General features: G+C 45.8%; 22 protein-coding genes. 15 read left to right on the plus strand and 7 right to left on the minus strand.

The annotated features are described in order from the left end of the window. Positions 1-269: 269 nt before the first annotated feature. Entirely contained in the window at positions 270-689 is a 420-nt protein-coding gene (locus HP567_RS06665; RefSeq protein ID WP_370646690.1) for a HEAT repeat domain-containing protein, read from the plus strand. A 60-nt stretch (positions 690-749) separates the two neighbouring features. Here the strand turns inward: HP567_RS06665 and HP567_RS06670 are convergent, their stop codons facing one another. Beyond that, the gene (locus tag HP567_RS06670; RefSeq protein ID WP_229087944.1) at positions 750-2075 is read right to left on the minus strand and encodes an esterase-like activity of phytase family protein; all 1326 of its coding nucleotides are present in this window, start codon (positions 2073-2075) and stop codon (positions 750-752) included. Positions 2076-2289: 214 nt separating this feature from the next. Between HP567_RS06670 and trpB the strand changes: the two genes are divergently transcribed. The 6 genes from trpB to HP567_RS06700 all read left to right on the plus strand — a co-directional run bounded on the left by trpB (position 2290) and on the right by HP567_RS06700 (position 8427). Beyond that, complete coding sequence (gene trpB / locus HP567_RS06675) at positions 2290-3456, plus strand: tryptophan synthase subunit beta (RefSeq protein ID WP_173610579.1); 1167 nt, start codon at positions 2290-2292, stop codon at positions 3454-3456. A 175-nt stretch (positions 3457-3631) separates the two neighbouring features. Further along, entirely contained in the window at positions 3632-4570 is a 939-nt protein-coding gene (locus tag HP567_RS06680) for a nucleoside hydrolase (protein WP_173610750.1), read from the plus strand. Positions 4571-4627: 57 nt separating this feature from the next. Further along, complete coding sequence (locus tag HP567_RS06685) at positions 4628-5842, plus strand: NupC/NupG family nucleoside CNT transporter (protein WP_173610578.1); 1215 nt, start codon at positions 4628-4630, stop codon at positions 5840-5842. Between the two features lie 148 nt (positions 5843-5990). After that, positions 5991-6653, plus strand: a complete 663-nt coding sequence (locus tag HP567_RS06690) for a CPBP family intramembrane glutamic endopeptidase (protein WP_173610577.1) — start codon at positions 5991-5993, stop codon at positions 6651-6653. 118 nt (positions 6654-6771) lie between these two features. Further along, positions 6772-7350, plus strand: a complete 579-nt coding sequence (locus tag HP567_RS06695; RefSeq protein WP_173610576.1) for a GNAT family N-acetyltransferase — start codon at positions 6772-6774, stop codon at positions 7348-7350. A gap of 201 nt (positions 7351-7551) precedes the next feature. After that, complete coding sequence (locus tag HP567_RS06700; protein ID WP_173610575.1) at positions 7552-8427, plus strand: radical SAM/SPASM domain-containing protein; 876 nt, start codon at positions 7552-7554, stop codon at positions 8425-8427. A 139-nt stretch (positions 8428-8566) separates the two neighbouring features. On the opposite strand, the gene HP567_RS06705 is transcribed toward HP567_RS06700, so the two are convergent. The 4 genes from HP567_RS06705 to HP567_RS06720 all read right to left on the minus strand — a co-directional run bounded on the left by HP567_RS06705 (position 8567) and on the right by HP567_RS06720 (position 12281). After that, positions 8567-9427: a copper amine oxidase N-terminal domain-containing protein gene (locus HP567_RS06705; RefSeq protein WP_173610574.1), complete on the minus strand. Its 861-nt coding sequence runs from the start codon at positions 9425-9427 to the stop codon at positions 8567-8569. A gap of 94 nt (positions 9428-9521) precedes the next feature. Then, on the minus strand, positions 9522-10715 hold the full coding sequence (locus HP567_RS06710; protein WP_173610573.1) for an MFS transporter: 1194 nt from the start codon (positions 10713-10715) through the stop codon (positions 9522-9524). Between the two features lie 22 nt (positions 10716-10737). Then, the gene (locus HP567_RS06715) at positions 10738-11349 is read right to left on the minus strand and encodes a TetR/AcrR family transcriptional regulator (protein ID WP_173610572.1); all 612 of its coding nucleotides are present in this window, start codon (positions 11347-11349) and stop codon (positions 10738-10740) included. A gap of 146 nt (positions 11350-11495) precedes the next feature. Continuing rightward, positions 11496-12281, minus strand: coding sequence for a class I SAM-dependent methyltransferase (locus tag HP567_RS06720; RefSeq protein WP_173610571.1), 786 nt, complete (start codon positions 12279-12281; stop codon positions 11496-11498). Positions 12282-12546: 265 nt separating this feature from the next. On the opposite strand from HP567_RS06720, the gene HP567_RS06725 reads away from it, so the two are divergent. From HP567_RS06725 to HP567_RS06760, 8 genes are all read left to right on the plus strand, one after another. Further along, positions 12547-13248, plus strand: coding sequence for a response regulator transcription factor (locus HP567_RS06725; RefSeq protein ID WP_173610570.1), 702 nt, complete (start codon positions 12547-12549; stop codon positions 13246-13248). Between the two features lie 16 nt (positions 13249-13264). After that, positions 13265-14380, plus strand: a complete 1116-nt coding sequence (locus HP567_RS06730; RefSeq protein WP_173610569.1) for a sensor histidine kinase — start codon at positions 13265-13267, stop codon at positions 14378-14380. Positions 14381-14497: 117 nt separating this feature from the next. Next, positions 14498-15436 (plus strand): ABC transporter ATP-binding protein, encoded by a 939-nt coding sequence (locus HP567_RS06735; RefSeq protein WP_173610568.1) that lies wholly within the window; start codon positions 14498-14500, stop codon positions 15434-15436. Between the two features lie 15 nt (positions 15437-15451). After that, the gene (locus tag HP567_RS06740; protein ID WP_173610567.1) at positions 15452-16582 is read left to right on the plus strand and encodes an ABC transporter permease; all 1131 of its coding nucleotides are present in this window, start codon (positions 15452-15454) and stop codon (positions 16580-16582) included. Next, a complete protein-coding gene (locus HP567_RS06745) occupies positions 16579-17727 on the plus strand; it encodes an ABC transporter permease (protein WP_173610566.1) in 1149 nt (382 codons plus the stop codon). Before HP567_RS06740 ends, HP567_RS06745 begins: the two co-directional genes overlap by 4 nt. A gap of 59 nt (positions 17728-17786) precedes the next feature. Then, positions 17787-20951, plus strand: coding sequence for a hybrid sensor histidine kinase/response regulator (locus tag HP567_RS06750; RefSeq protein WP_173610565.1), 3165 nt, complete (start codon positions 17787-17789; stop codon positions 20949-20951). Positions 20952-21491: 540 nt separating this feature from the next. Next, the gene (locus HP567_RS06755) at positions 21492-22109 is read left to right on the plus strand and encodes a TetR/AcrR family transcriptional regulator (protein ID WP_173610564.1); all 618 of its coding nucleotides are present in this window, start codon (positions 21492-21494) and stop codon (positions 22107-22109) included. Positions 22110-22121: 12 nt separating this feature from the next. Then, positions 22122-22655, plus strand: coding sequence for a GNAT family N-acetyltransferase (locus HP567_RS06760; RefSeq protein WP_173610563.1), 534 nt, complete (start codon positions 22122-22124; stop codon positions 22653-22655). Positions 22656-22709: 54 nt separating this feature from the next. Here the strand turns inward: HP567_RS06760 and HP567_RS06765 are convergent, their stop codons facing one another. Continuing rightward, positions 22710-24455 (minus strand): DUF4179 domain-containing protein, encoded by a 1746-nt coding sequence (locus HP567_RS06765; RefSeq protein ID WP_173610562.1) that lies wholly within the window; start codon positions 24453-24455, stop codon positions 22710-22712. After that, positions 24452-25009: an RNA polymerase sigma factor gene (locus HP567_RS06770; protein ID WP_173610561.1), complete on the minus strand. Its 558-nt coding sequence runs from the start codon at positions 25007-25009 to the stop codon at positions 24452-24454. Before HP567_RS06770 ends, HP567_RS06765 begins: the two co-directional genes overlap by 4 nt. Between the last annotated feature and the right edge of the window lie 140 nt (positions 25010-25149).

Consider the following 25149-nt stretch of genomic DNA (forward strand, 5'->3'; position numbering starts at 1 on the left):
GGTCAATCCGTTCGCGGCTTTTACATTGGCTTTGGACTCTGTTCCGACGCTAGTAGAAGTACCTGAATCATCTCCTGTACGGAACCATCTATGGTTACGCCCACGAAGCTACTGTCCACAAAGATGCGAATACATAGGTGATCGAGCCGGGAGCAGATCTAGTTTTTCGAGCAATTTATATGTAAGCAGGGGGTGTTATTCATGTGACGTAATGCCATAATAGAAGGATGATAGTCAGAAGGAGATAGATTTGATTGAATAAACCTGTAATGAAAAACGAGCTTCCTCTAAACTTTGAGGAATTAAAGAAGGCTGCCAATCGTACATCGAATTGGAGAGAGCGCTTGGAGGCTGTTGAAGAATTGGGTCAGTGGAAGCATGAAGAAACAATGAAATTACTGACGCGAATCATGGAAAACGATACGGTGTACAAAGTGCAAGAGACTGCTTTTCAAAAACTGAAAGCATTTGGGGAAGGTGTTCGATTACCTGCTCAGAAAAAAGGCGACTTGATCAAAGGAGCAACGAAAGCCTTGGTAAGAATTAAGAAAAGCTTGCCAAAAGGTCATACCTTCGAGGAATTCAAAGAGAAACTGCAAAAAATGAGAAGCGATATCTATGATACGTACGAGGGAGAAAAAGGTGCTGATTTTGATCAGTGGCTTGAAAACACCTGGGCGTCGTTATAGTTATTTGGAACGAAGAAGCCCTGCCACTTTCTGAAAGTGCAGGACTTCTTCTTTTCCTTCTTATTTCAAATCCTTACCCACTTTAATCACATACATTTGCGTAGGATTGCTATTAATTTTAATCTTACCCTTCTCGTCATAGCCCTCAACGCCGAAGTCATTGTCATTCACAATGGCGATCGTATTTTTATCCACAATCGCTAGTCCTTCCAGCTTTTCATGAGGATAGTTCAGCTTGGCTACATCAACCAGCAATTCCTTGGAAACAGGTACAATTCCTTTTTCTTTCACTTGGGCAACGGTGAGTTTTTCGAAGTCATGCTCACTTGTTGGCGTACCGAGTAAATTGGTTGCTTTCGAAAAATCTGCTCTGTAAATTCGCTTAAGCTGTGCGTCTGCACCGGCATTTTTGTCTCGCTCGTCAATCAGTAACACATCCTGGCTGAGTGCTGCCAAGTCGCTGATAACGACGTCTTTTTGTTTCACTTTCACGAAATCTTTTGCGTTCTCTGCAATGTACATGTACTCGCCTACGACTTTTTTGGTGGCGAGATCCATCTTTAAAATGCGCAGATTACGGGAAGCTTCGCCTGTCTTTTTATCAGGGAGTGCCATCGGACTTTGGATCGAAGTATACAAGAACTTGCCGTCTGGCGAGATGGTGATACCTTCGAAGCCACGGTTTGCAATGCGTTTGGAATAGACGGCTGGCAGTGTATCAAAAATCTCCATTTTTGCACCTGCGGCAACCAAGGCTTCTTTCGTGCCCTTTGGTACATAGCGGCCCAGGATTGTGCCGTCACGCTTTACTTGAATGATGGATGGGCGGTATTCGTCGGATAACCAAAAAGTATCGTCGACCGGGCTGTAAGCGATGCCTTCCAAATCCAAACCGTCTGGATCGTAACTAATCTTTTTTGTCCCCGTTACATCGTAGGGAACTTCATCAGGGCCAGCGAGGTTTGGCAATCCACTGATATAGGCAGTTTTTGAAAAAGCGTTGATCTTGCCCTGTGGCAAATGCAGTTTGATTGTTTCCAAAACATGAATGTTTCCGTTCTCTACTTTGATTTTGTACATGCGTGGTGTGTAGTTTTGGTCAGGGAACGTACGCAGCTCGTCCTTGCCATATTGACCATTTGGTCCACGGTCAGCCAATGTATAAAAGATAGAAGGAGGATCGTTAGGGAGATGCACCAAACCGGAGAAACCACCTTCTTTAATCCCTTCAGCGAGCGCAGGAGGATTTTTCCATTCGTGAATTTCGGCTACAACAGGTGCTTCCGTTACATTTTGCGTTGCACCTGCTCCTTGTGTTCCGATCAAGGAGATAGCCGTGATTGTTGCGATCAGCAAGCTTTTCTTTTGAAAGTGAATCTTCATCATATCCCTCCGAATGAAAAAACGACGTTATGAACCACTTGTGTTAGACTACCCGATCTATATTGGGAAAATATGAAGCTAAAATGATGGTTTTGTAAAAATTAACAACGGAATAATGAATTCTGAATAATCGTAAAACTAAATTGACACACGCTCTTTGGATCTTATAAAATGCAAGGAAGGATTGAGGACTAGTTATAGCTGAGGAGAGATGAGCATGTCGTTGACAGAACAGACAAAAAAGGGATATTTCGGTGAGTTTGGAGGAAGCTTTGTCCCTCCACAATTGCAGGAAGTATTGGACTATTTAGCTGAGCAATTTGAAAAGTATAAAGATGATGAGGAATTCGTCGAAGAGTACAAGTATTATCTGAAAGAATATATAGGGCGTGAGAATCCGCTGACGTTTGCTCGTCATTTAACGGCAAAACTCGGCGGTGCCAAAATTTATCTAAAACGAGAAGATTTAAACCATACTGGGGCGCACAAGATCAATAATGTCATCGGTCAAATCCTTCTGGCAAAGCGAATGGGTGCACAGCGTATTATTGCCGAGACGGGTGCAGGTCAGCATGGAGTTGCTACCGCGACTGTTTGCGCGATGTTTGGCATGGAATGCGTGATCTATATGGGCGAGGAGGATACGAAAAGACAGGCCCTGAATGTATTTCGAATGGAGCTTTTAGGGGCAAAAGTGGTAGCGGTGTCCAAAGGGCAGGGAAGATTGAAGGATGCAGTTGATGAAGCGCTAAATGATTTGGTACAAAACTATCAGAACACGTTCTATCTATTGGGATCTGCGGTTGGTCCGCATCCGTTCCCTACGATGGTAAAGTATTTCCAATCGATTATCAGTGAAGAATCAAAACGACAAATTTTGGAAAAAGAATGTCGTTTGCCGGATGCGGTTATCGCCGCTGTTGGCGGTGGCAGTAACGCGATTGGAGCTTTTGCCCATTATATAGAGGAACCATCTGTTCGTCTGATTGGTGTGGAGCCTGATCAGGCACCTACCTTGACCAAAGGGGTTCCAGCCGTCCTTCATGGTTTTAAATGTTTGGTGCTACTAGATGAAAATGGGGAACCTCAAAAAACGTATTCGATTGCTGCTGGTTTGGATTATCCTGGCATTGGCCCAGAGCATAGCCAGCTAAAAGTCAGTGGACGAGCGGAATACTATACGGTGACGAATGAAGAAGTGTTGGCGGCTTTTCAAGAACTATCGAGAACAGAAGGAATCATTCCCGCCTTGGAAAGCGCTCATGCCATTGCCTATGCTTTGCAGTTGGCACCCACTCTTTCACCGGAGCAGATCCTGATTGTTAACCTTTCAGGACGAGGTGATAAAGACGTTGAGCAAGTTTTCCATCTGTTAAACAAATAATAGATGCAGAGGCCGTCCTGAAGGATAGCCTCTTTTTTCGTCTAGTGATTGCGTTTTTCATTGTGATTATATATTTTTTAGTGAAACTTTAGTATTATTTTTTGAAGGGTTCCAAATAATAGTGGTTTCAGTGTACTTTCTTACAAGTTCATGTATGAGATTGGAGATCATAATGATGAAGAAAAACATTTACTTTAACCATGATGGCGGCGTTGATGATTTAATTTCTTTATTTTTGCTGCTCCAAATGGACAATGTGAATCTGACGGGGGTATCCGTCATTCCAGCGGATTGCTACTTGGAACCAGCGATGTTTGCCAGCCGGAAAATCATTGATCGTTTCGGTAACGGCGGTTTGGATGTAGCAGAGTCCAATTCCCGCGGGAAAAATCCTTTTCCCAAAGACTGGCGCATGCATGCATTTTATGTAGATGCATTGCCCTTGCTCAATGAATCGGGACAAGTGATCACGCCAGTAGCTGACAAGCCTGCACATCTTCACATGATTGAAACGCTGCGTGCAACGGAAGGAAAAACGACCTTGCTGTTTACCGGTCCTTTGACTGACCTTGCGCGTGCATTGGATGTCGATCCAACCATCGAAGAAAAAGTAGAACGCTTGGTGTGGATGGGCGGAACATTCCGTGAAGAAGGCAACGTGCACGAGCCTGAGCACGATGGAACCGCAGAGTGGAACGTATTCTGGGACCCGGAAGCGGCTGCTCGTGTATGGGAAAGTGGAATCGAGATTGATTTGGTCGCACTGGAGAGCACGAACCAAGTCCCACTGACGCTGGATGTTCGTGATCGCTGGGCAAAGGAGCGCAAGCATATCGGTATCGATTTCTTGGGTCAATGCTACGCAATGGTGCCGCCTCTTGTACACTTCTCGACCAACTCGACTTACTACCTGTGGGATGTATTAACCACAGCATTTGTTGGCAATAGTGATCTTGTAAAGGTGCAAACGGTTAACAGCATCGTCATTACAGAAGGTGCTAGCCAAGGTCGAACCGTTGAGACGACTGACGGACGCCCGGTACATGTGGTTTACGACGTAGACCGTGATGCATTCTTTGATTACATGACAGAATTAGCGAAAAAAGCGATTTAAAACAAAGCAAGTCATCTTAGAAATCGACACAGCTGGCGATACAGAAAGGGTATGTTCATGCAATATATTTGGGGAGTTCTCGGCATCCTGGGAATTTTTATTATAGCCATTGCGTTTTCGAAAAATCGCAGAGCGATTCAACCGAGAACGGTCATTGGCGCGTTTGCCATTCAGTTTATTTTTGCTTTGGTCGTACTGAAATGGGATTTTGGGAAAAAGCTTCTGGAGTACTTGGCGTCGATTGTTCAAAGCATCATTGATTCGACGAATGCGGGAATTCAGTTCTTGTTTGGCGGGATACTCGGTGCACAGAATGCAGGCTTTACGTTTGCGCTGCAAGTATTGCCGATTATTATCTTTTTCTCTTCCTTGATTTCGGTCCTGTATTATCTCGGAATTATGCAGTGGGCTACGAAAATTATTGGTGGATTTTTGTCTCGGGTGCTCAAAACGAGCGAAACCGAATCCATGTCAGCCTCTGCAAATATTTTCTTGGGTCCGATTGAGGCGCCACTTGTCGTAAAACCTTATATTGAGAAAATGACTAAGTCTGAACTGTTCGCTGTAATGACAGGTGGACTGGCGTGCGTTTCGGGTTCGGTGATCGGTGGGTATGCGATGCTTGGTGTGCCGATTGAATATTTGCTGGCGGCAGCATTCATGGGAGCGCCGGGTGGTCTGTTGCTCGCGAAAATTATCATGCCAGAAACAGAACAGCAACAGAAGGTAGCACACGTAGAAGTGATGAAGGATACGGAATCCAGAAACGTCATTGACGCGGCTGCTCGAGGAGCTTCGGACGGGCTAAAGGTAGCTGCTGGTGTCGGGGCGCTGTTGCTCGCGTTTATCTCGTTGATTTTCTTGCTGAACTCGATTATTGGCTGGCTTGGCGGGTTAGTGGGAATACAAGCGTTGACGCTCGAGCACATTTTAGGCTACCTGTTCGCGCCGATTGCTTTTATGATCGGGGTTCCATGGGAGGAAGCGCTAAAAGCCGGTTCTTTCATCGGGCAAAAAATTATTCTCAACGAATTTGTGGCATACACGGCTTTTGCCCCTGAGATTGCGCATTTGTCGCAAAAAAGTGTTGTGATCATCAGCTTCGCCCTTTGCGGCTTTGCCAATCTGGCTGCGCTGGCTATGGTCATTGGCGGCTTGGGCGGATTTGCTCCGTCAAGAAGATCAGACCTTGCGGAGATGGGCTTGCGTGCAGTAGTTGCGGCAACCTTGGCGAATCTGTTGAGCGCAGCGATTGCCGGGATGCTCATTTAGATGAGTGAGTGGGTAGAAATAAGACGAGGGCTGGAGTGATCCATGCCCTCGTTTTTTTGGGTACTACGCGAAGTTGGTACTACTCGCTTTTTGTGTTCCCGGCTACAATCTTGTTAGTAAAAACAAGCCATGATTTGGTGGGGATACGATGAAGCATGTACTGTTATTTCTAGGGCCAACAATCATGATCTTTTTGGGTTTACAAGTCATGAGTAGCGTGCCAATAACGTTTCTGTTATTTTACGGATGGCTGTTTGCGGTTCCGTTTGTGGACATGATCGTTTTGAAAAGAAATACATGGCGGGACACATTCAGGCTAATGGGATTGGGAATCAACCGCCCCAATATATATCACGGCATTTTGACTGGATTTCTTTTCTTTCTCACCATGATTGTTGCGGGATATTTCTTTCACAGCTTTTTGTTTGATAAGGATGATCTGCAAAATTTATTGGTACAATGGGATTTCTCAGGCAATCTTGTCGTTTGGCTCATCCTTGTTTTGCTAGTGATCAATCCGTTTCTTGAGGAAATCTACTGGAGAGGATATTTATTTAAAAAGCTGGAAGGAAAGCGGACAAAGCGAACCATGATTTTGCTGACGTCATTGTTTTACAGCTTGTATCATTTCCTCTCCATCATTCCTTTGTTTAGCTGGCCGTATAATATTGCGATGATTTTTCCGGTTTTTTTGGCGGGAATGATTTGGGGATATATGCGAGACAAGAGCAACTCACTGATGGGTTCGATCATCAGTCATATCCTTGCAGATTCAGGGGTTATGGCTGTCTATCTACTATTCTTGAAATGAATGATGCGGGTATGGAGGCAAGCTTCCATACCTGTTTCTATTAGGTGGATAAGGAGGAAAAAGGGGCATGTTGGAAAAAATAAGAAGTTAGAGAATATCAAAAGATGGAGCTGAAATCATGAACGTTGACGTACTTTTTAACCAATTTCCCATTCTAAGTTCAGATCGGTTCACCTTGAAGAAAATCGAAGAGCAGCATTTGGAAGAAGTATTTGAAATCTACAGCAATGACCATGTATTTGCATACTGCGGGATTATCCCCAAGCATAATAAAGCGACAGTGAAAAACATGATCGGGCATTTTGAGAGAGACTATTTGAAAAAATCCAGGATCAAATGGGGGATATTCGCCAATGATAACCCAGATCACTTGCTTGGCATTATCGAAGCTTTCGACTTTCAGCAAAAGGTAAGCATGGTGACGATTGGCTACTTCTTGTCCGAAGCGCATTGGGGAAAAGGGATTGCGACAGAAGCGGTAAACATATTGCTCCATTTTTTGTTCATGGATGTCAACGTCAACAGAATACAGGCGGAAGTGATGCCTCCGAATGAGACCTCGAAAAAAGTATTGTTGAAGAATGGCTTCATGAAGGAAGGAACACTTAGACAAGCAACGCTATGGTCGGGCAAAGGGATTGTGGATGTAGAGATATACGGAATGCTGAAAGAGGACTATGAAAAAGGTAGGGGATGAATTTGCCCCTTACGGAAGCAAGTGGATGAAAAAATCGGATACTATGACGCAGACCTTGATGTCTATATAAGGCGTGTAATAAGGATCGAGTGACGCGAGATTTCGTTTAAACCACCAGAATACACCGTTACCTGTAAAAGCCCTCCTATGTTACTATGATGGGTATGATCAATCATAGGCATCGGGAATGGGGAAAACATCTTGAAAACCTTTAAGAAAGTCTATATAGAAATCACCAGCGTTTGCAATCTCGCCTGTACCTTTTGTCCGCCAACGGAACGCGGTAAAAGTTTTATTAAAGTAGAAGACTTTGCGAAAAGGCTGGATGAGATCAAACCGCACACGGATTACATTTATTTGCACGTCAAAGGAGAACCGCTTCTCCACCCCAAAATTGATGAGCTGCTTGATATCAGCCATGAGAAAGGCTTCAAGGTCAATATCACCACAAATGGAACGCTGATCGCGAAAAATCGGCATAAATTGCTGGGCAAGCCTGCTCTCCGACAAATGAACTTCTCGCTTCACAGCTTTGACGGGCATATCGGCTCAACCAACCGTGAAGGTTATTTGCGCGAGATTCTTTCATTTGTTCGGGAAGCTCGGGAGCATCAAGTAATTTTTTCTTTCCGTCTGTGGAATTTGACACAGGATAACGCCACGAACATTCAAAAGAGTAGAAACCGCCAGACTCTCGAAATCATTGAGAAAGAATTTGGGCTGGACTATCGGATCGAAGAGAAAGTAGTGCCGGGCAGCGGGGTAAAAATCGATGACCGCGTTTATTTGAACCAAGATTACGAATTCCAGTGGCCGAGTTTGACAGCGCCTGAAGATGATGGAAAAGGCTTTTGCCATGGATTGCGCACGCAAGCGGCGATCCTCGAAAATGGAACCGTTGTGCCTTGTTGTCTCGATGGGGAAGGGGTTATTAATCTAGGGAATATCAATCAGAACTCTTTCACCGATATTGTGGATGGCGAGCGGGCCAATAATCTGGTAGAAGGATTTTCTCGCAGGGAAGCTGTCGAGGAATTATGTAGAAGATGCGGGTACCGCCAGCGGTTTGGAGCATAGCAAAAGTGTTGGTAAAAATAAAAAATAGCGGATTTCATAGCTGAAAGGAGCGAATGAGATCCGCTATCTTTTTTATTTACGAGCAAAGGTAGACCTAATGGTAAAAAGCCCTCAAATATGTGAGGGCTTGTAGCCTGTATTACTTTGCAGATGTATCGGTGGAGTCTTTATCCTGCTCGGATTCGTTAGCGGCTTGAAGGTCGTCGATGATGACGATTTTGCCTTCTTCTTGCCATTCTACTTTCGCGTTCAGTTGTTCACTGATGAAGCGCAGAGGCAGGAATACACGTCCATTTTTCAGTACAGGTGCAGTGTCCAGAGAAATGGTTTTCCCATCAACAGTTGCTTCTTTTTTATCGAGGTACAGCGTGATGGATTTTTCGCCACGCGTAATTTCTACGCTACGAGTCTCTGGCTTCCAGTTCACTTCCGCTTTCAATGCGGAACTGATAGCACGTACAGGCACCAACGCTCTTCCACCTTTTACAAACGGTGCCACGTCAGCTTTTACCTGTTGTCCATCTACGAATGCTTTCACTTCTGTCGAGCCAGTATTCTCAAGGAGTTCTCCAAGCTTTTTGAATGGTGTGTGATCTCCTTTTTGGTACGTGCGCTGAAGAAGCTCAAGCTGTACTTCCAAAGCTCCATGTTTGTCAGCGGTTTTTTCCAGTTCAGATACCAGCTGCTCGTATTTCGCTTTTTGATCTTCCGTGATTTCCGCTGCATGCTTGAGCTCTTGGCGAAGCTCGATCAGCTCTTTTTTCAATTTTACGTCTTTGATGTTGGATTCTGTGCTAGCTTCAGTTGAGTTCTCATCGTCGCTATCAGTATCGGTATCAGATTCTTTGACAGAAGTTTCTTTCGATTTATCTTTTGCTTCTGCCTTTACTTCGGGCTTGCCATTACCTTTTCCTTTGCTTTCCAGGTCAGCCGCCAGAGCAGCAGGTACACTAGTTGCGAGTAGAATAGCAACCAACGAAGTAGATATTGCTTTTTTCATTTGAATCTTCCTCCTTCTAGGTGTAAGTTTCATGAACTCGACATTCAAGACGGAGGAATATATGAATAAGTTGCATAGATTTTGAGAAAATATTTTATTTGTGCGAATAGTTACCTTTCCGTGTCATTCCTTCCAAATCCCGTATCTTTCTTACGCGTCCAATTACGATTCCTAGTAGCTTAAATACATGATCCGCCAAAAATCCCGCCGATCCAAATGCCAGTACGAACCCGATTTGTGAAATAGCCGTGATCATCGACCACACTCTGCCTTGCCGTTCATTCTCGACATTCGTTCGAATGAGTACCTCGAGGCTGGTGTTCACAAAGGGAAGCGTGATGAAAAAGAGGAAGCCAAAAACCATAATCAGCCAAACGGAAGTAAACACACCCATCAGGGCATAAAACAAGCCAGCAAGTACGAGAGAGAAGGACAGCATGAACACTTTGCTTTTTCCCATACTGAACAGTCCGATCAAAAGGCTGCTGACGAGCATACCTGATGCAGATACAGAGAGGGCGATACCAAATGTCTTGGAATCAGTGAATGTCAGCATCATAGGCCCAAAAAGCGATTGCAGCAACCCGATGTAAAAGCACACGACGGACATTAACAGAACGAACGAGAAAACGCCTTTCTTTGAAAGGAGATAGCGGAAGGCTTCAGACATTTCGCGAAAAAAGCTTTGTCTTTCATGTGTCTGGGGAGTGGCATCGTGTTTCATAATCATCAGCACGGCGCCGACGGCTAAAAGGAAGGTCATCATATCGATGAGTAAGACGAGCTGGATATCAAAAGCACTGAGAAGAAATCCTGCAATCAGTGGGGAAATAAGATATTGAGCTGAACTTGCCAGTTGGATGAGTCCGCTTGCCTGTGAGTACATCTCTTCCGAAACCAGATCGGAGACGGCTGCTTTATAGGCTGGGTTTAGAATAGCGGCAGAGATCGAGCTGATGCAGACCCCCAAATAGATGTGCCATAATTCCATGCGCCCGGACAGCATGACAAGCAAGATGAACAAGATACCAGCTATGGAACCGAGATCGCCAATGACCATCATTTTCTTGCGGTCAAACCTGTCTGCAAACACCCCGCTAAAGGGGAGTAAAAGGAAGGAGGGGAGAAAAGAGAAGAGAATGATGAACGAATAGCTCATGGTAGATTGGGTCTGTTGAAAAACAAAGACACCCAAGACAAAAGCGGTAAGTCCACTACCGATGGCGGAAAGCAGCTGCCCTGACCAAATGATCAGAAATCTGCGAAAGGCTTTATCATGAGCGTTCATTGTCTTTCCTCCTTTTCATCCATTACAGAAACGAGAAGGACCCCGGCGCAGCTCCTAGTGACCGTTCAATAATCACCTGCATGGCTTGTAGACGTTTTGTCTGCTCTTCTTGCTCCCAATGAAAAATGCCTGATTCCAACAAAAATTGCGAGCCAGCGAGGAGAAACTGAACGGTTTCCAAGGCATTCTCAACATGAAAGACAGCTTTTTTATTTCCTTGTTCAATGACTTGCGCAAGGACAGGAGCAATTTTTAAGATAATGGCGATGTTCAGACGCTCGTGAAGCTCTCTGTTTTCAGGGCGATGCAAGCTTTCCATCCATTCGGCTTGCTTGTCGATAGGGTGGCTTTGGCTGCGCAGCATCTGGCGAACCTTCTCCATGACAGGCAAGGTAGAGTCATCTGCGATTTTTTTATATTCTTCGCAAAGCGTATCGACCATGGACTGGACAAATGCTTCAAGGATTTCTTCCTTCGATTTGAAGTAGTAATAAAAGGTTCCTTTCGCTACGCCAACCTTTTGAATGATCGCATCCACGGTTGTATGGACATAACCCTGATTTCGAAATAGCTCCCCGGCCGCTTCCAATATCTCTGCTCGCCGTGTTGTGGGGTCTTTCACGATTCTTTTCATCGGCGCCTCCTTCGATTGTCAGTAAGTGGTTGGATACAGATTACCATATGACTGACCGTCAGTCTATAAGGGTATGAAAGAAAAAGAGGAGGGAAATCCTCCCCTTTTCGGTATTAGGAATGTAATAAGATGATGGCAAACGTTCATTATAATTTCTCGGCGATAATTGTGAAGGTCTTCGGGATTCCTTTGTCAAAAACTTCCGAGGAGAGATTCGGGAGCTCTTCCAGCATTTTTAGGCACAGCCCTTTGTTTGCAATGGACGTAACAATTTCGCCTAAGGTCCAATTGCGTAACAATACTTTTGATTCAGCGACATTTGTACCGTTCGAGAGAAATTTGGAGAAAGCAATTTCCTTTTCCTCAAGCGAGGTGTCGAAATAATCGCCTGTTACTTTATGTTTGCGAATATTCGCAGTCGTTCCACGTGAGGAGATGAGTTTTGTGGATACCGGATGGAAATCTTGGAGGACGAGCGCGCCGCCTTTTCGCAGGAGCGAGTTGACCACCTGGAATAATTCGGTTAAGTCCAAAAAGTAATGAAGAATACCGAATTCCATAAAAACGAGATCATACTCACCAGACAATACATCTGGAGGGAGCTGCAATACATCCGATACGATGTAAGTCAGGTCAACATCGGCAGCTGCAGCCAGTTCTTTGGCGTATTGTTCATTCTCATACGAGAAATCGGCGATGGTCACGTCGGCACCTAGCAAGGCGAGCGCAACGGCTTTGTTTCCATTAGAACCGAGTAAATTGATAATCTTTTTGCCGCGAATATCTCCCATGTGCTCATATACTTTGCCGATTCGTTTTTGGGGGTCTTCTTTAATTTTGACCGCTGCCTCAGCAGGTGTTCCAAAGCGTTTCAGCCACGCTTGATAAGCCCCGGTGTTCCAAGATGTTTTATTCAGTTGTGCTGTTTCCACAAATTCCCCTCCATAGAGTATTCCATTCAAAAAATTGGCCCCGATAGGTTGGTTAGAGGGCTTAGGTAATTTATCATACTGACACATATGATTCGTGTCTATATATTTTCGAAGTGTTAATTTTTCCATGTGTGACCGGAAAGTAAGAACAATTGGGGCGATATTCTACAATTGTGAAGCAAAGCAGGACAGTGGTAATATTGGGAAAAAATAAACGTCCGCTCTTTATGCGGTCGAGGGTTTGTTTGACGGGAGGCAAGCTGCTTTGAAAATCAAAGTGTTGATCGCAGACGACAATTCGTTTATACGGGAAGGCATGAAAATCATCCTGACGAGCTTTGCGGAGTTTGAAGTAGTCGGGATTGTGGAGGATGGGGTCGAGGCGGTGACGTTTTGCAAACAACACGAGGTAGACGTCGCTCTTTTGGACGTTCGGATGCCGAATATGAATGGAGTGGAAGCGACTCGTGTGCTGACTACAGAAACTACAGTCAGACCACTCATTTTGACGACGTTCGACGATGACGAATTTGTTCTCGAAGCCATTCAAGCGGGGGCACGCGGTTATTTATTGAAAAACAATGATCCCAACCGCATCCGAGATGCCATTAAGAGTGTCTATAACAACCATCATGTCCTGCAGGATGTCGTCCTGGATAAAATCAAAATGAACCTGAATGCAGGGATAAACGCGACGGATACCATGTCCACTACCGCTCCTCCCAAAGCGACAGCAGCCATCCCTACCGAAAGCAAAATCGACCAAAGCTTATTTACGGAACGGGAGCTCGATGTCATGAAGCAGATTGCCAAAGGGCTATCGAACAAAGAAATCGCCAAGAAGCTGTTTATTTCCGAAGGAACCGTTGCGAATTACATTACTTCCATCTTGAATAAAACAGCGCTTGAACACCGCACGCAGATCGCCATCTATTATTTGACGGGCGAAACGAACATGTCTGACTGAAAGGAGGTCAATACCGATGGAGTTATGGACAATGGCGAATAAGGCAGCGGTGCTTGGGTTTATCATCGTGACTTCTTTTCTGGCTCATCCCACTTCTGAAATTGACCCGTGTCAAATTCTTGTGTATTTGTTGTATTTGGCTAGTAATCTCACTATTCTCATTGTGAAAAAGAGGAATCATAAGCAATTATTTATGGGGCTATCTATCGTGTTCGTGGTAGCAAGTACTCTTATGTTGGACCCGTTATTTGTGTTGCTCTTGCCTGTCCACATTTTGGAGCTCGTATTCTTGGCAAGTAAACAGAGAGTGGTCGTATTTGGCTGTATACTGTTGCCTTTGTTCATTGTTTTGCCTGAATGGATACCCATGTATTTACTAACGGCCTTTCTTAGCTTTTTGCTGTATAGGTGTGGCAGCATGCTAACTGACAAGCTTCGCAGATTAGAGGCAGAACGAGAGAAGATGAGAGCGGATTTACAAAGCTTGACCCGCTCCTTGAATGAGAGCAGCGAATACTTCCGCCAGTCGACCTATACGATTCAACTGGAGGAACGCAATCGCCTTTCTCAACAAATTCACGACGATGTGGGGCATGCGGTGGCAGGTGCGCTCATTCAGATGGAAGCGTCGCGACTGCTGATGGCGACTGATCAGGACAAGGCATCCGAGCTACTTCGTAATGCGATTGCAATATCGAAGGAAGGGCTGGAGCGAATCAGAGTGACACTCAAGGATGTGAAGCCACGGCCAGAGGAGTTAGGAATCAATCGACTCCGGTTGTTTGTCGATGAGCTATCTGCGAGAGAGACAGTGACAGCCACGCTTACTTTTGATGGGGACATCGACGTCATTACACCGATTCAGTGGAAAATCATCCAGCAAAACGCAACGGAAGCGGTCACGAATGCACTCAAATATGCGAAGGCAACAGTGATTTCCCTAGAGGTGCGGGTACTGAATACATTCATTAAAGCAGTGGTCACAGACAATGGGGCCGGTGCAGAAAAGGTTGTAAAAGGGCTTGGCATTCTCGGGATGGAGGAGAGAGCCGCTTCCGCTGGTGGAACAGTGATCGTAGACGGTACGCGAGGCTTTAGCGTGACCACTCTGCTGCCTTATCGCAACGAATGAAAAAAATCATAAGAAACAACATGAGAATTCTCATGTGTCGAGGATGAACTTATGCACTGACATAGGGGCATCCTTTTTTATTACAATGCAGACATAACCACGAAGGGAGTGAGTTGCGTGAGTCATGTATTGGAAATTCGTCAGTTAACGAAAAAATTCGGTGATTTCGTCGCCGTCGACAATATGTCTCTGAATGTTCGGGAAGGAGAAATCTTTGGTTTTTTGGGGGCCAACGGAGCGGGAAAGAGCACGACCATCAACATGATCGCCTCCCTGTTGCGCGCAACAAAGGGCGAGATTATTCTGCTGGGAAAAAACATTGAGAAACACAGCAAATTCGCCAAAATGAACATCGGTATCGTGCCACAAGATATCGCCATCTACGAGGATATGACTGCCTATGAAAACGTGAGGTTTTTTGCTGGCTTGTACGGACTTCGTGGATCACTGCTACGCGAACGGACGGAAGAGGCGCTTGAATTCGTAGGTCTCGGTGACAAAGCTACTAGCTTTCCCAAAAACTTCTCTGGCGGGATGAAGCGTCGGTTAAACATCGCTTGCGCCATTGCTCATCGGCCGAAGCTGATCATCATGGACGAACCTACAGTCGGGATTGACCCTCATTCACGCAATTATATTTTGAATTCGGTACGCAAGCTAAACGACATGGGCTGCACGATCATTTATACGAGCCATTACATGGAGGAAGTCGAAGAAATCTGCACTCGCATTGCCATCGTCGACCATGGAAAAGTCATCGCGGAAGGATCGAAGGAGGAGCTAAAATCGATTATTACTGATGCAAAGGAAATTTGGATTGGCGTCAGAGCGGATGAACCGTTAAACCTCGAAGGTATTAAGGCGATTCCCGGTGTAAATGCGGTGCTTCAAGAAGAGAATACGATCAAAATCGTATCGAAAACGGAGATCAACAACCTGAACCGGATCATTCAACAATTCATCAAGGATCAGGTAGAAATCCGCTCCGTTGAAGAGCAAGCGCCGAATCTGGAGACTGTGTTCTTGACCTTAACCGGTCGAAACTTGCGAGACTAGAGGAGGGGCTTTGCCATGAACATATGGAATATCGCTGTAAAAGAAATCAAGTCCAGCCTTCGCGAAAAGAGAACGTTTATGTTTATGCTAGCGCTTCCCATCATCCTGATGCTGATATTAGGTTCCGCCCTTTCCAATGCCTTCGACGATACGAGGACCGTAGGAGACATGCGCTTGTTGTATAAAAGCAACGGGACGAATGCGCAAATGTCTACGGCGTGGAACGCGTTTACCAAAGCATTGGGTGATAAAGGAGTGGAGGTCGCTCAAGAGAGTTCAGGCATGAACGGGCAGGAGGAAGTTCGTTCGGATCGCTATACGGGGTACGCAGTCGTCAGTGATACGGGGATTGAGTTTTATGGAAGCAGCAAGAATGCGATAGGAAGCAATATCCTTGCGGGGATGCTAACCGTTTTTGCAGATCGGTACTCGCTCGCATCCGCAGCTTATCAGGTAGATCCCGAATCTGCTTCGGCAATAGTCAAGGGTATCGGACATCGTGATGATTTTATTCATGAAACGACCTTGAATCCAAATAAAAAACCGGGGGCAATCGATTATTACGCGATTGCGATGACGACCATGATTGGGCTCTACTCGATGTATTCTGCGAGTTATTTGTTCACCAAGGAGCGGACGAACAAAACGTCCACACGGTTAATGGCAGCGCCTGTCAGCAAAGGTGTCATTTTTACCGGCAAAATTATCGGCAGTACGTTCGTCAATTTATTTTTCGTACTCGTCGTGTTCCTAGTCAGCAAGTTCGTGTTCCAAGCAGATTGGGGCAACCACTACGGAATGGTGATCCTCGTGCTTTTGACAGAGGTGCTGCTTGCGGTCAGCCTGGGCCTGGGGATCAGCTTTCTTTTCAAAGGGGAAGGAGTAAGGGCAATCAACAATATTTTTACGCAAGTCGCCTCCTTTGTAGGCGGTGCCTATTTTCCCGTTGATCAATCGGCAGGTTTCTTCAGCCTCTTGGCCAAATTCTCTCCCCTTCACTGGGCAAATACAGGACTGCTGCAAATCATCTACACAGACAATCCAAGAGGCGCATGGTTTGCGATTGCGATGAACGTGAGCATCGCCACGGCGTTCATCATCATTTCTGTTATCACGATGCGCAGACGGGAGGGTGCTTTCGTATGAGTGAAATGCTATGGCTAATTAGGAAAACCCTGATGGAGACTTTTCGCAGTAAAAAAAGCTGGTTCACCTATTTAGGTTTGCCGATCGTTGGGGTTCTGCTGTCTCTTACCCTCTACAGCAATGCAGGCAGCGGCACGATTCATGTAGGAATTATCAATCAGGATGGGGACCAGGTGATCACGCAGGACACGATCCGGTTTATCGAGAAATTGGAATCTATCAAAGTCACAGTCATTGACGAACAAACGATGCGTGAACAAATCGTTTCCGGTGAGCTGGATAGCGGAATTGTTTTCGAGGCAGGGTATGCTGCCAGTGTTCGGAAAGGGGCGCCGGCACACTTGAATATTGTATCCGTAAAAGGTGAACAGGTTACTGCCTACGTGAAGGCCATGCTGCACAGTTATATCGGCAATCTTGCCGTGATTGGAAAAGCGGCACAGGCGGATGAGGCAAAGTTCACAAAGCTGTATACGGCATACCATGAGCAACGCTACAAGCTAAATACGGCAATGCTTCAAGACACATCGAACGTGACGCGCATGACGAATCAATCGATTGGATTTCTCATTATGTTCATGATGTTTTCGGCTGTGAACATGTCGGAGATCATTTTAAAAGAAAAAGAGAATCGCACCTTTTTGCGACTCCTTTCTTCGCCGATGTCGGCTAGATCCTATGTATTCTCGAATATTATCGTCAGCATGTTTATTTTGCTGCTGCAAATCATTGTCACCTTGCTCGTCATGAAAAACGTCTTCGGCATAGATGCAGGCGTCTCGTATGGTCAAATGATTCTGCCGTTGTTCGTGTTTGCGCTGGGAGCAATCGCCCTTTCGCTGATGACCGTTGCCTTCGCGAAGAGTAGAGCAGGTGCTGGAGCGATTTCCAACCTGATCATTGTACCGACATGCCTACTGGCCGGCTGCTTCTTTCCAATGGAAATCATGCCGGACACCGTGCGCAAAATTTCAACATTCTTGCCCCAGCATTGGTTGCTCGATACGGTGAATAAGCTGCAACAAGGGTACAGTCTGGGGAGCTTGTATTTGCACATAGCTATTTTGCTCGCATTCGCTATAGTTTTTGCCTTGATCGCCATTTATCGGTTTGGGCGGAATAACGATAGTAGGCAGTTTGTGTGAGTAAAAATAGGACTGTGGAACTGTAATTTGACAAGGGATAATCCGAAGTGTGTCGAAAGATGCATACTATGATAAAGCGAAGCAACCATAATCGGAGTCATTCAAAAGCACTCATAAGTAAGTATCTTTTGATTCTTCTCTTGTTTTTAGCATTTCTACTAGGGCTTCGGATGTTCTGGTTTTCGTTTCATACGTTTCCAGAGCATCCGCCTGTAGTTCAAGGGGTTCTTGATATGCGCGGGTGGGACTTCGAAAATTCCCCGTCCATTTCACTGGATGGGGAATGGGAGTTTTTCCCTAATTCGTTCGTCACGCATGAAGAATTCAAACAATCATCCAATGACGAGCGGCAATATGTTCAAGTGCCTGGCGATTGGAGCAGCGCTTTTTCCAGGGACTCTCCGTCACCGTATGGCTATGGAACATACCGTTTACGGATCTTGGTCGATCAACCACTAAATCAGCCATACACCTTATGGGTTCCGCAAGTGGAGGCATCTTCTACCGTAGACGTTAACGGAGAGATCTTAGCCAGAGTTGGAGTGCCTGCGACAACAGCGGAAGCGTACACGCCGCAGAAGGCATCCTTCACGGTTACATACAATGCAGGTGATGCAAAGGTCATTGAAGTGCTTGTCCGAACGGCCAACTACCATAATCCAATCGAAGGGGGCATCATCAGATCGATTTACTTCGGGTCGCAGGCAGCTATTGACACCGAACGTTGGTATTCTATCGGCTTCCAGATGGCAACCTTCCTCATCTTGTTGCTTCATGGCTTGTATGCCGGCATCCTGTATGTGTTGAATGCCCGCTACAAAGAGTTTCTCGTGTTTTTGCTGTTGCTTTCCTGCGTGGGGATAAAAGTTGTGTCGGATTATGACAATCTACTGTTACTTTGGATCCCGATCGATTATACATGGTCGATCAAGGTAGAAGTGCTCGCCTACATATGGCAGCCTTTGCTGATGATTTTATTGGTGAGAAGTCTATCTGATCAGGGGGAGAAAGAAAACTCTAGGCCGTTTAGGGCGTATTTTTCCGTGCTCAGTCTTTATTCGGCAGTCATCGTGCTGGGAACGGCACAATGGGTGTATATATTAGCCGGAACGCCATTTTTAGTCATTATTTATTTCGGCCCGTTGCTATTGTTTATTTTCAGAATCAGCCGCATGCTCATCCAAAACAAGCATGATGCTGTATTCTGGCTCATTGCTGCAACGAGTATTTTTTCCAATGTCATATGGTCCGCAATCATGGAATATCAAATCATCGATATCAAGTACGTGTTTTATCCGCTCGACCTGATTGCTGCTCTTGTCAGCTTCTCTGCCTATTGGTTCAAGCGATTCTTTCGCAATGCAGAGGAAAAAGTAAAGCTAACGGAGCAATTGAAGGAAGCGGACAAGCTCAAAGACCAGTTTCTTGCCCATACCTCGCATGAACTGAGAACGCCATTGCACGGTATCATGAACATCGCCCAGACTGTCGTCAACAATGAAAAGCATGTCATGGGTGGTCGGAGCACGCAGGATATGGAGCTCTTAATCACGATCAGTCGCAGAATGTCGCATTTACTGGATGATTTGCTAGATGTCGTGCGTTTGCAGGACAAGCATATCGTGTTGCAGAAGAAGCCATTGCATATTCAATCAGTTGTTTCTGGAATCATCGGCATGCTTACTTACATGGTAGAAGGCAAGCCTGTTCAACTGAAAATGGACATACCAGAGTCCATCCCGCCAATCTTGGCAGATGAGAAGCGGATAGTCCAGATTCTATTCAATCTTGTTCACAACGCACTGAAGTTCACGGAAGAAGGATCTGTCGTCGTTTCTGCTGAGAACGTAGACGGACAGGTGGCGATCTATGTATCCGATACAGGAATCGGGATGGATGAACAGACCAAGGCACGTATATTTTTGCCGTATGAGCAGGGAGCTCAAGCAACGAACGGTGGTGGAGGAATCGGCCTCGGTCTTGCTATTTGTACACAGCTGGTCGAGCTGCATGATAGCGAGCTGAGAGTCGACTCTGAACCGGGCAAAGGTTCGGTATTTAGCTTCTGGCTGCCCGTGGTTAGTACAGATGAGATGAAAGCAACAGAGAGCCAATATGCGGAGCAGATAGATAAGAGCAATCAAGTGACGGCTATCAACCAGATGAGGCATAGTGAAGCGCCAGATATCTTGGCTTTTCAGCAAACGGCTGCACATGCATTTGTAGAAAGAAGGGCGAATATATTAGCAATCGATGACGACCCGGTTAACTTAAGGGTGCTGGATCGAATGCTCTCATCCTCGCATTATCAAATCACTACGTGTACATCGCCAAGAGAGGCGCTCGATCTGCTTTTTACAGAGCAGTGGGATTTGCTTATCATCGATGTCATGATGCCGCATATGTCGGGCTATGAGCTGACGCAAAGGGTTAGAGAGCATTTCTCTGTTTCAGAGCTTCCGATCTTGCTCTTAACGGCGCGCAGCCAGTCTGAGGATGTATACACCGGGTATTTGTCTGGTGCGAATGACTATGTTTGCAAACCAGTAGATGGCATGGAGCTGAAATATCGCGTCTGGTCGTTGACGACACTCAAGCAAACCGTCGATGAACGACTTCGTATGGAGGCTGCCTACTTGCAGGCGCAGATTCACCCGCACTTCTTGTTCAACACACTTAGCTCGATTATGGCGTTGAGTGACATTGATACGGAGAAGATGCGTAAACTCGGAGATGCGTTTACCGCCTTCTTGCATATCAGCTTTGACTTTTTGAATACAGGAAAACAAGTTGCACTCTCCCATGAGCTGGAGCTCGTCCAAGCCTATCTTTACATTGAAAAGGAACGATTTGGCGAGCGGTTACAGGTCGTGTGGGAGGTTGAGCCTCATATCGATTTGTTGATCCCGCCACTGACCATTCAGCCGTTGGTGGAGAATGCAATCAACCATGGTCTTCTTACCCGAATAGAAGGGGGAACTCTCCATATCCGCATCGTCCGGCAAAAGAATGCCACTCTTTTTGAGGTGAAGGATGATGGTATAGGAATGGAGGAGGAGACTGTAAGGCAAATTCTCGATTTGTCTAAGAAGGAAAGAGGCGGAATCGGAGTGTCCAATACGAATCGGAGACTGACGCAAATGTACGGGAAGGGCTTGCGCATCACGAGCAATCCGGGAGAAGGAACAACGGTTTCCTTTGTCATACCGGATCGGACACAATAGCGAGAGTTGCTATTTTGCACCCTGCATCACTGTTAATGGTGAAGCAGGGTGCTTTTTCGCGTTTTCTATACAGAGGAACGCCATTCACCCGCCCCTACATTCTGCGGAATTACAATAGTTACAGTCATAGTCACCAAACCGATTACCATATATGGCACATCTACTGCAATGGTAACAACAAAAAGCCCCGCTCGGATTATTCGGATTCAAATCATTACATTCATCTCTAAGATGATTACTTAGGTCTCTGCGACGCTCCAGATAAGGTCCATATTGTACCAAGCGTCCCAAGACTTTTTTGAGCCTTTTCGATTTTTTTCTTTTCAAGAATGCCCCCATCCTTTCATGACAATCTAACACAGAATATGCCATGTTTTTTTCATTGATTGGACATTGCGGCTACTTCCGTAGAAAGGTGGGGTGAAAATTGTGGGGAAATCGTAAGGGATTGAAAAACGACATGAATGTCGTTTATAATGATCTCACCAACAAAAACGACATCAATGTACATTTTGTTCAAAGGAGGCAGCCTCAAACCCCATGGCCCCAAAAGTAAGCGACGAATACAAAACCAAAAAGAAAATCGAACTGCTGCAAGCGGCAAAACGTGTGTTCATCACAAAAGGCTACACACGGGCCACCATGCAAGACGTCATGGACGAGGCTGGCGTATCACGAGGAGCCTTGTACGCCTACTTTGATAACCTGGAGCACCTATATTTGGAGCTGCTGCAATTCAAGGATCAACAGGATGCACAATTTTTCGCGCCTGTTTCTGGTGAAAGGTCTTGGCAGCAAATCACCAAATGGGTGAACAAGCAACAAGGCGAGATCGAGAAAATCGATCAAACACTGTCCAAAGCCAACTCAGAGTTTTTCCTGTCACTGAAGGATCAGCAGAAGCAACAGAGCTATCCATATATCACGACTCGCTATGAAAAAATGGTCGACGTGTTGACAGCTTTCTTCGCGCATGGGACAGCGACAGGTGAGTTTAAGCCACAGCTACCACCTGAGGTGATCGCTCGCTATTTCATCTCGGTTATCGATGGATTGATGCTGGATACCGCGCATTTGGGCCCAGCCAAAACGAAGGTGCCCGAGCAGATGGAAGCATTGTTGTTTTCATTGAGAGCGATGCTGGGACCGACTCAATAAGGAGGGGTTCGAATGATGTTTCAAACAGAGAGAATTTATTTGAGAAAAATGACGGGGGAGGACGTGGACGTCTACCACAGGTGGAGAAATGACGAAGAAGTCATGCGGACAACGAATCCGTCAATGGACGTCTACACGTGGGAAGATACGAACGGTTTTGTGAACCAGGTCATTCTGCATGCAAGCTCCTCGAAGAGCTATATGATCGTAGACAGCCAAACCCATCAACCGATCGGGATTACCTCTCTCATCCAGATCGACCTGAAAAACCGCAATGCGGAGTGCATCATCGATATTGGGGAGAAAGAGTATTGGGGAAAAGGGTATGGACGAGAAGCGCTGAAGCTGCTGCTGGATTATGCATTCTTGGAAATGAATCTGCATCGGGTATCGCTGCGTGTTTTTTCTTTTAACGAAAGGGCGATCAAGCTGTATGAGAGGCTCGGATTCAAGCAAGAGGGAATCTCGCGGCAGTTTTTGTTTCGAGAGGGGAAATGGCATGATATTGTCCACATGGGAATTTTGCAGCAGGAATATATCGCGTGAAAAAGAGGCTGGCGGTACGATGTGTACCACCAGCCTTTTGCATATGAAAAGCCCTTATTTTCCGGAGTAAATTGGTACTTCCCACTCTACATTTTTGTGTTCAACCATTCGTTTCTCGGATGAAATGATCAATTGCTTTGGCAGGGTTGTGAGGTTTTCTAAGAAAACCTTACCTCCAAAAATCGCCCGATCATTTTCAAACTCAGTCTTATCGATTAAGTACTGGATGTCTTCGTACTTTTTCCCGGTCTCGTCTGTAATGGTCCAGTATTGGTAAGGACCCATAGCGGCAGCATCTGGAGCGAGAGTTGCCTCGAATGCCAGGTGGTAGCCTTCCAATTTCGTGGTAGTTCCATCGTCGTTCACGCGGTAATGGCCGTCATAGCCTTCAAAATCAACAACCGCGTTTGGATCCTTTTGATCTTTTTTGAAAGTAAACTGATCTCCCTGGTCTTCCGCTGTGATGACTTCTTTCTTCTCGAGGCGATTGGTGTCCAATTTCGCGTTTAAAGCAGCCGCTTCCTCTGTATAAACAGATCCAAGCTTGAAGGTGAGATTTTGGCTTTCGTCAATGGGATAGAAGTAATGGAAGTCTCTTGCTCCACTTTCGGTGGATTGGGTATGCTCCCATTTCACATCCCTGGTCACATTACTTCTTTTGTTGGCTTCATGAATAACCGCAGTCGAATCCCAAGCAGCGACCGCTTTGCCCTTGTCGTCCACAAGCTCATAGCTGTATGCGTTATTCTCGTTAGCAGCAAGGGCTCGATCAATGACCATCTCCACTCCGCTTGGCGCAAACGTAATTTGTTTGACGTTCAGCTTGAGTCCTTGCGGGGTCGTGTAGGCTTTGTTAATTTCATGGGTCTTCATTGCTGCTTTTGCTTTTTTCATATCGACTGGTACGGACAGCTTCCAGTTCCCCTTGATGCTGTCCAGTTGCTTGATGTTAAACTCTACGATCAGCTCGTCAGGCACCTTGTTTAGATCATCAAAATAGCTTCGTAGCTCGCGATCCAAGATCATAACACCATTATCGACAAACATGGAATGATCCCATTGTTTATTGGGGTATTGAGCATTTTTTTCCTTAGAGGGTGTAAGGATGTTTCCTTGTTTGTCTTTGATGATGATAAGTGGCTCTTTGGTAGATCTACTCACCATTTCCGACATAAAGCTGTCTAATGCCTTTCCGTTCTTGTCTTTTAAAGAAGCTGCTATGCTAATCCGCAGCGGGTCAGCCATCACTTCATGCACGGCAAAAGTGAGGCCTTGATCGGTCGTGCTAACATCAACGGACTGCGCGAATCCATTCTTGGCTGCTTGAGCAATTCCTTTGTCCGCTAATTCTTGCAAAAAGCTATTGCTTACAGGTGCTACAGGATCAGCCTTGCCTATTGGGCTGTTCGTAAAAGCAGCATGGACATAACTGGCAAAGGTCGGGGAGACGAGCATTCCTCCCGTTACGATGATGGTTAATGCAGCGGCGGCAATTGTCATTCTTTTCATGATCGTGATACTCCTTTTTTTCCACGCAGGTGGTTGGTGTGAAGGGGTAGCAGGGTTCAATACTCTCACGGGATGAGGCGAGAGCATCTGAATAATTTTTTGATCCATATTTGCTGAGAGAGAATCTTCCCATATCGTTTCTTCTGTTTGGTGCAGCTCATCGATCCATTGCTCCAGCCGGTGCTGGCAGTGTGTGCAATGATCGAGATGACTTTCGATATTTTGTTTGTTCACTGGTGATAAACGATCTTCCATGTAGGCGATCAGCTGTCTTTGCGTAAGGCAGTTCAAAGCGGGGTACCCCCTTTTTTCTCCGGCTTGCTTAGCTGGTCTCGCAGCTTTTTCCTGGCATAGGAGAGGCGCATTCTGACAGTATCTACGGACAAAGATAGTTTGTTGCCGATCTCTCGGTAGCTTAGGTGCTGGAGATAATGTAAATCGAGAAGCATCCTGTGGTTTTTGTCCAGTGTCATCATCTGCTGTCGCAAAGAATGACTCTGTTCTTTTTCCAGATAATCTTCCTCCGGGATCGGACATTCGTCTTTGACCTCGACATCTATCTCCGTTACGGAAGGCATCCGTTTTCGCTTCCGCAGCTCGTCAATCCCGCGATTAATTGCGATTCGATACAGCCAGGCAGAAAAGGAGTACTGGGGTTTATAGTCTGGCAGACTGTAGTACGCCTTGATAAAAACCTCCTGCACCATGTCTTCGGCATCATGAGAATGGTGGAGCGTACGCTGGAGAATCGAAGCGATTTTTCCCTTGTATTTATTGACGATCAGAGCATAAGCCTCTTTATTTCCTTGAAGAACCTCCGCAATGACCTCTCGATCGTCCTGCATGTTTGTTACCTCCTTGCAAAAAGGTGCTGCGCAGCTTTCCTTTTTGTGAAAAACGTCTCGACGTTTTTCGATTGTTGTCAAACAAAACGGACAAAACCGTTTTGCTGTTCACTACTATAGACGATGAGGAGAGGGGACCC

The sequence above is a fragment of the Brevibacillus sp. M2.1A genome, from assembly GCF_013284355.2.
Classification (GTDB): Bacteria; Bacillota; Bacilli; order Brevibacillales; family Brevibacillaceae; genus Brevibacillus.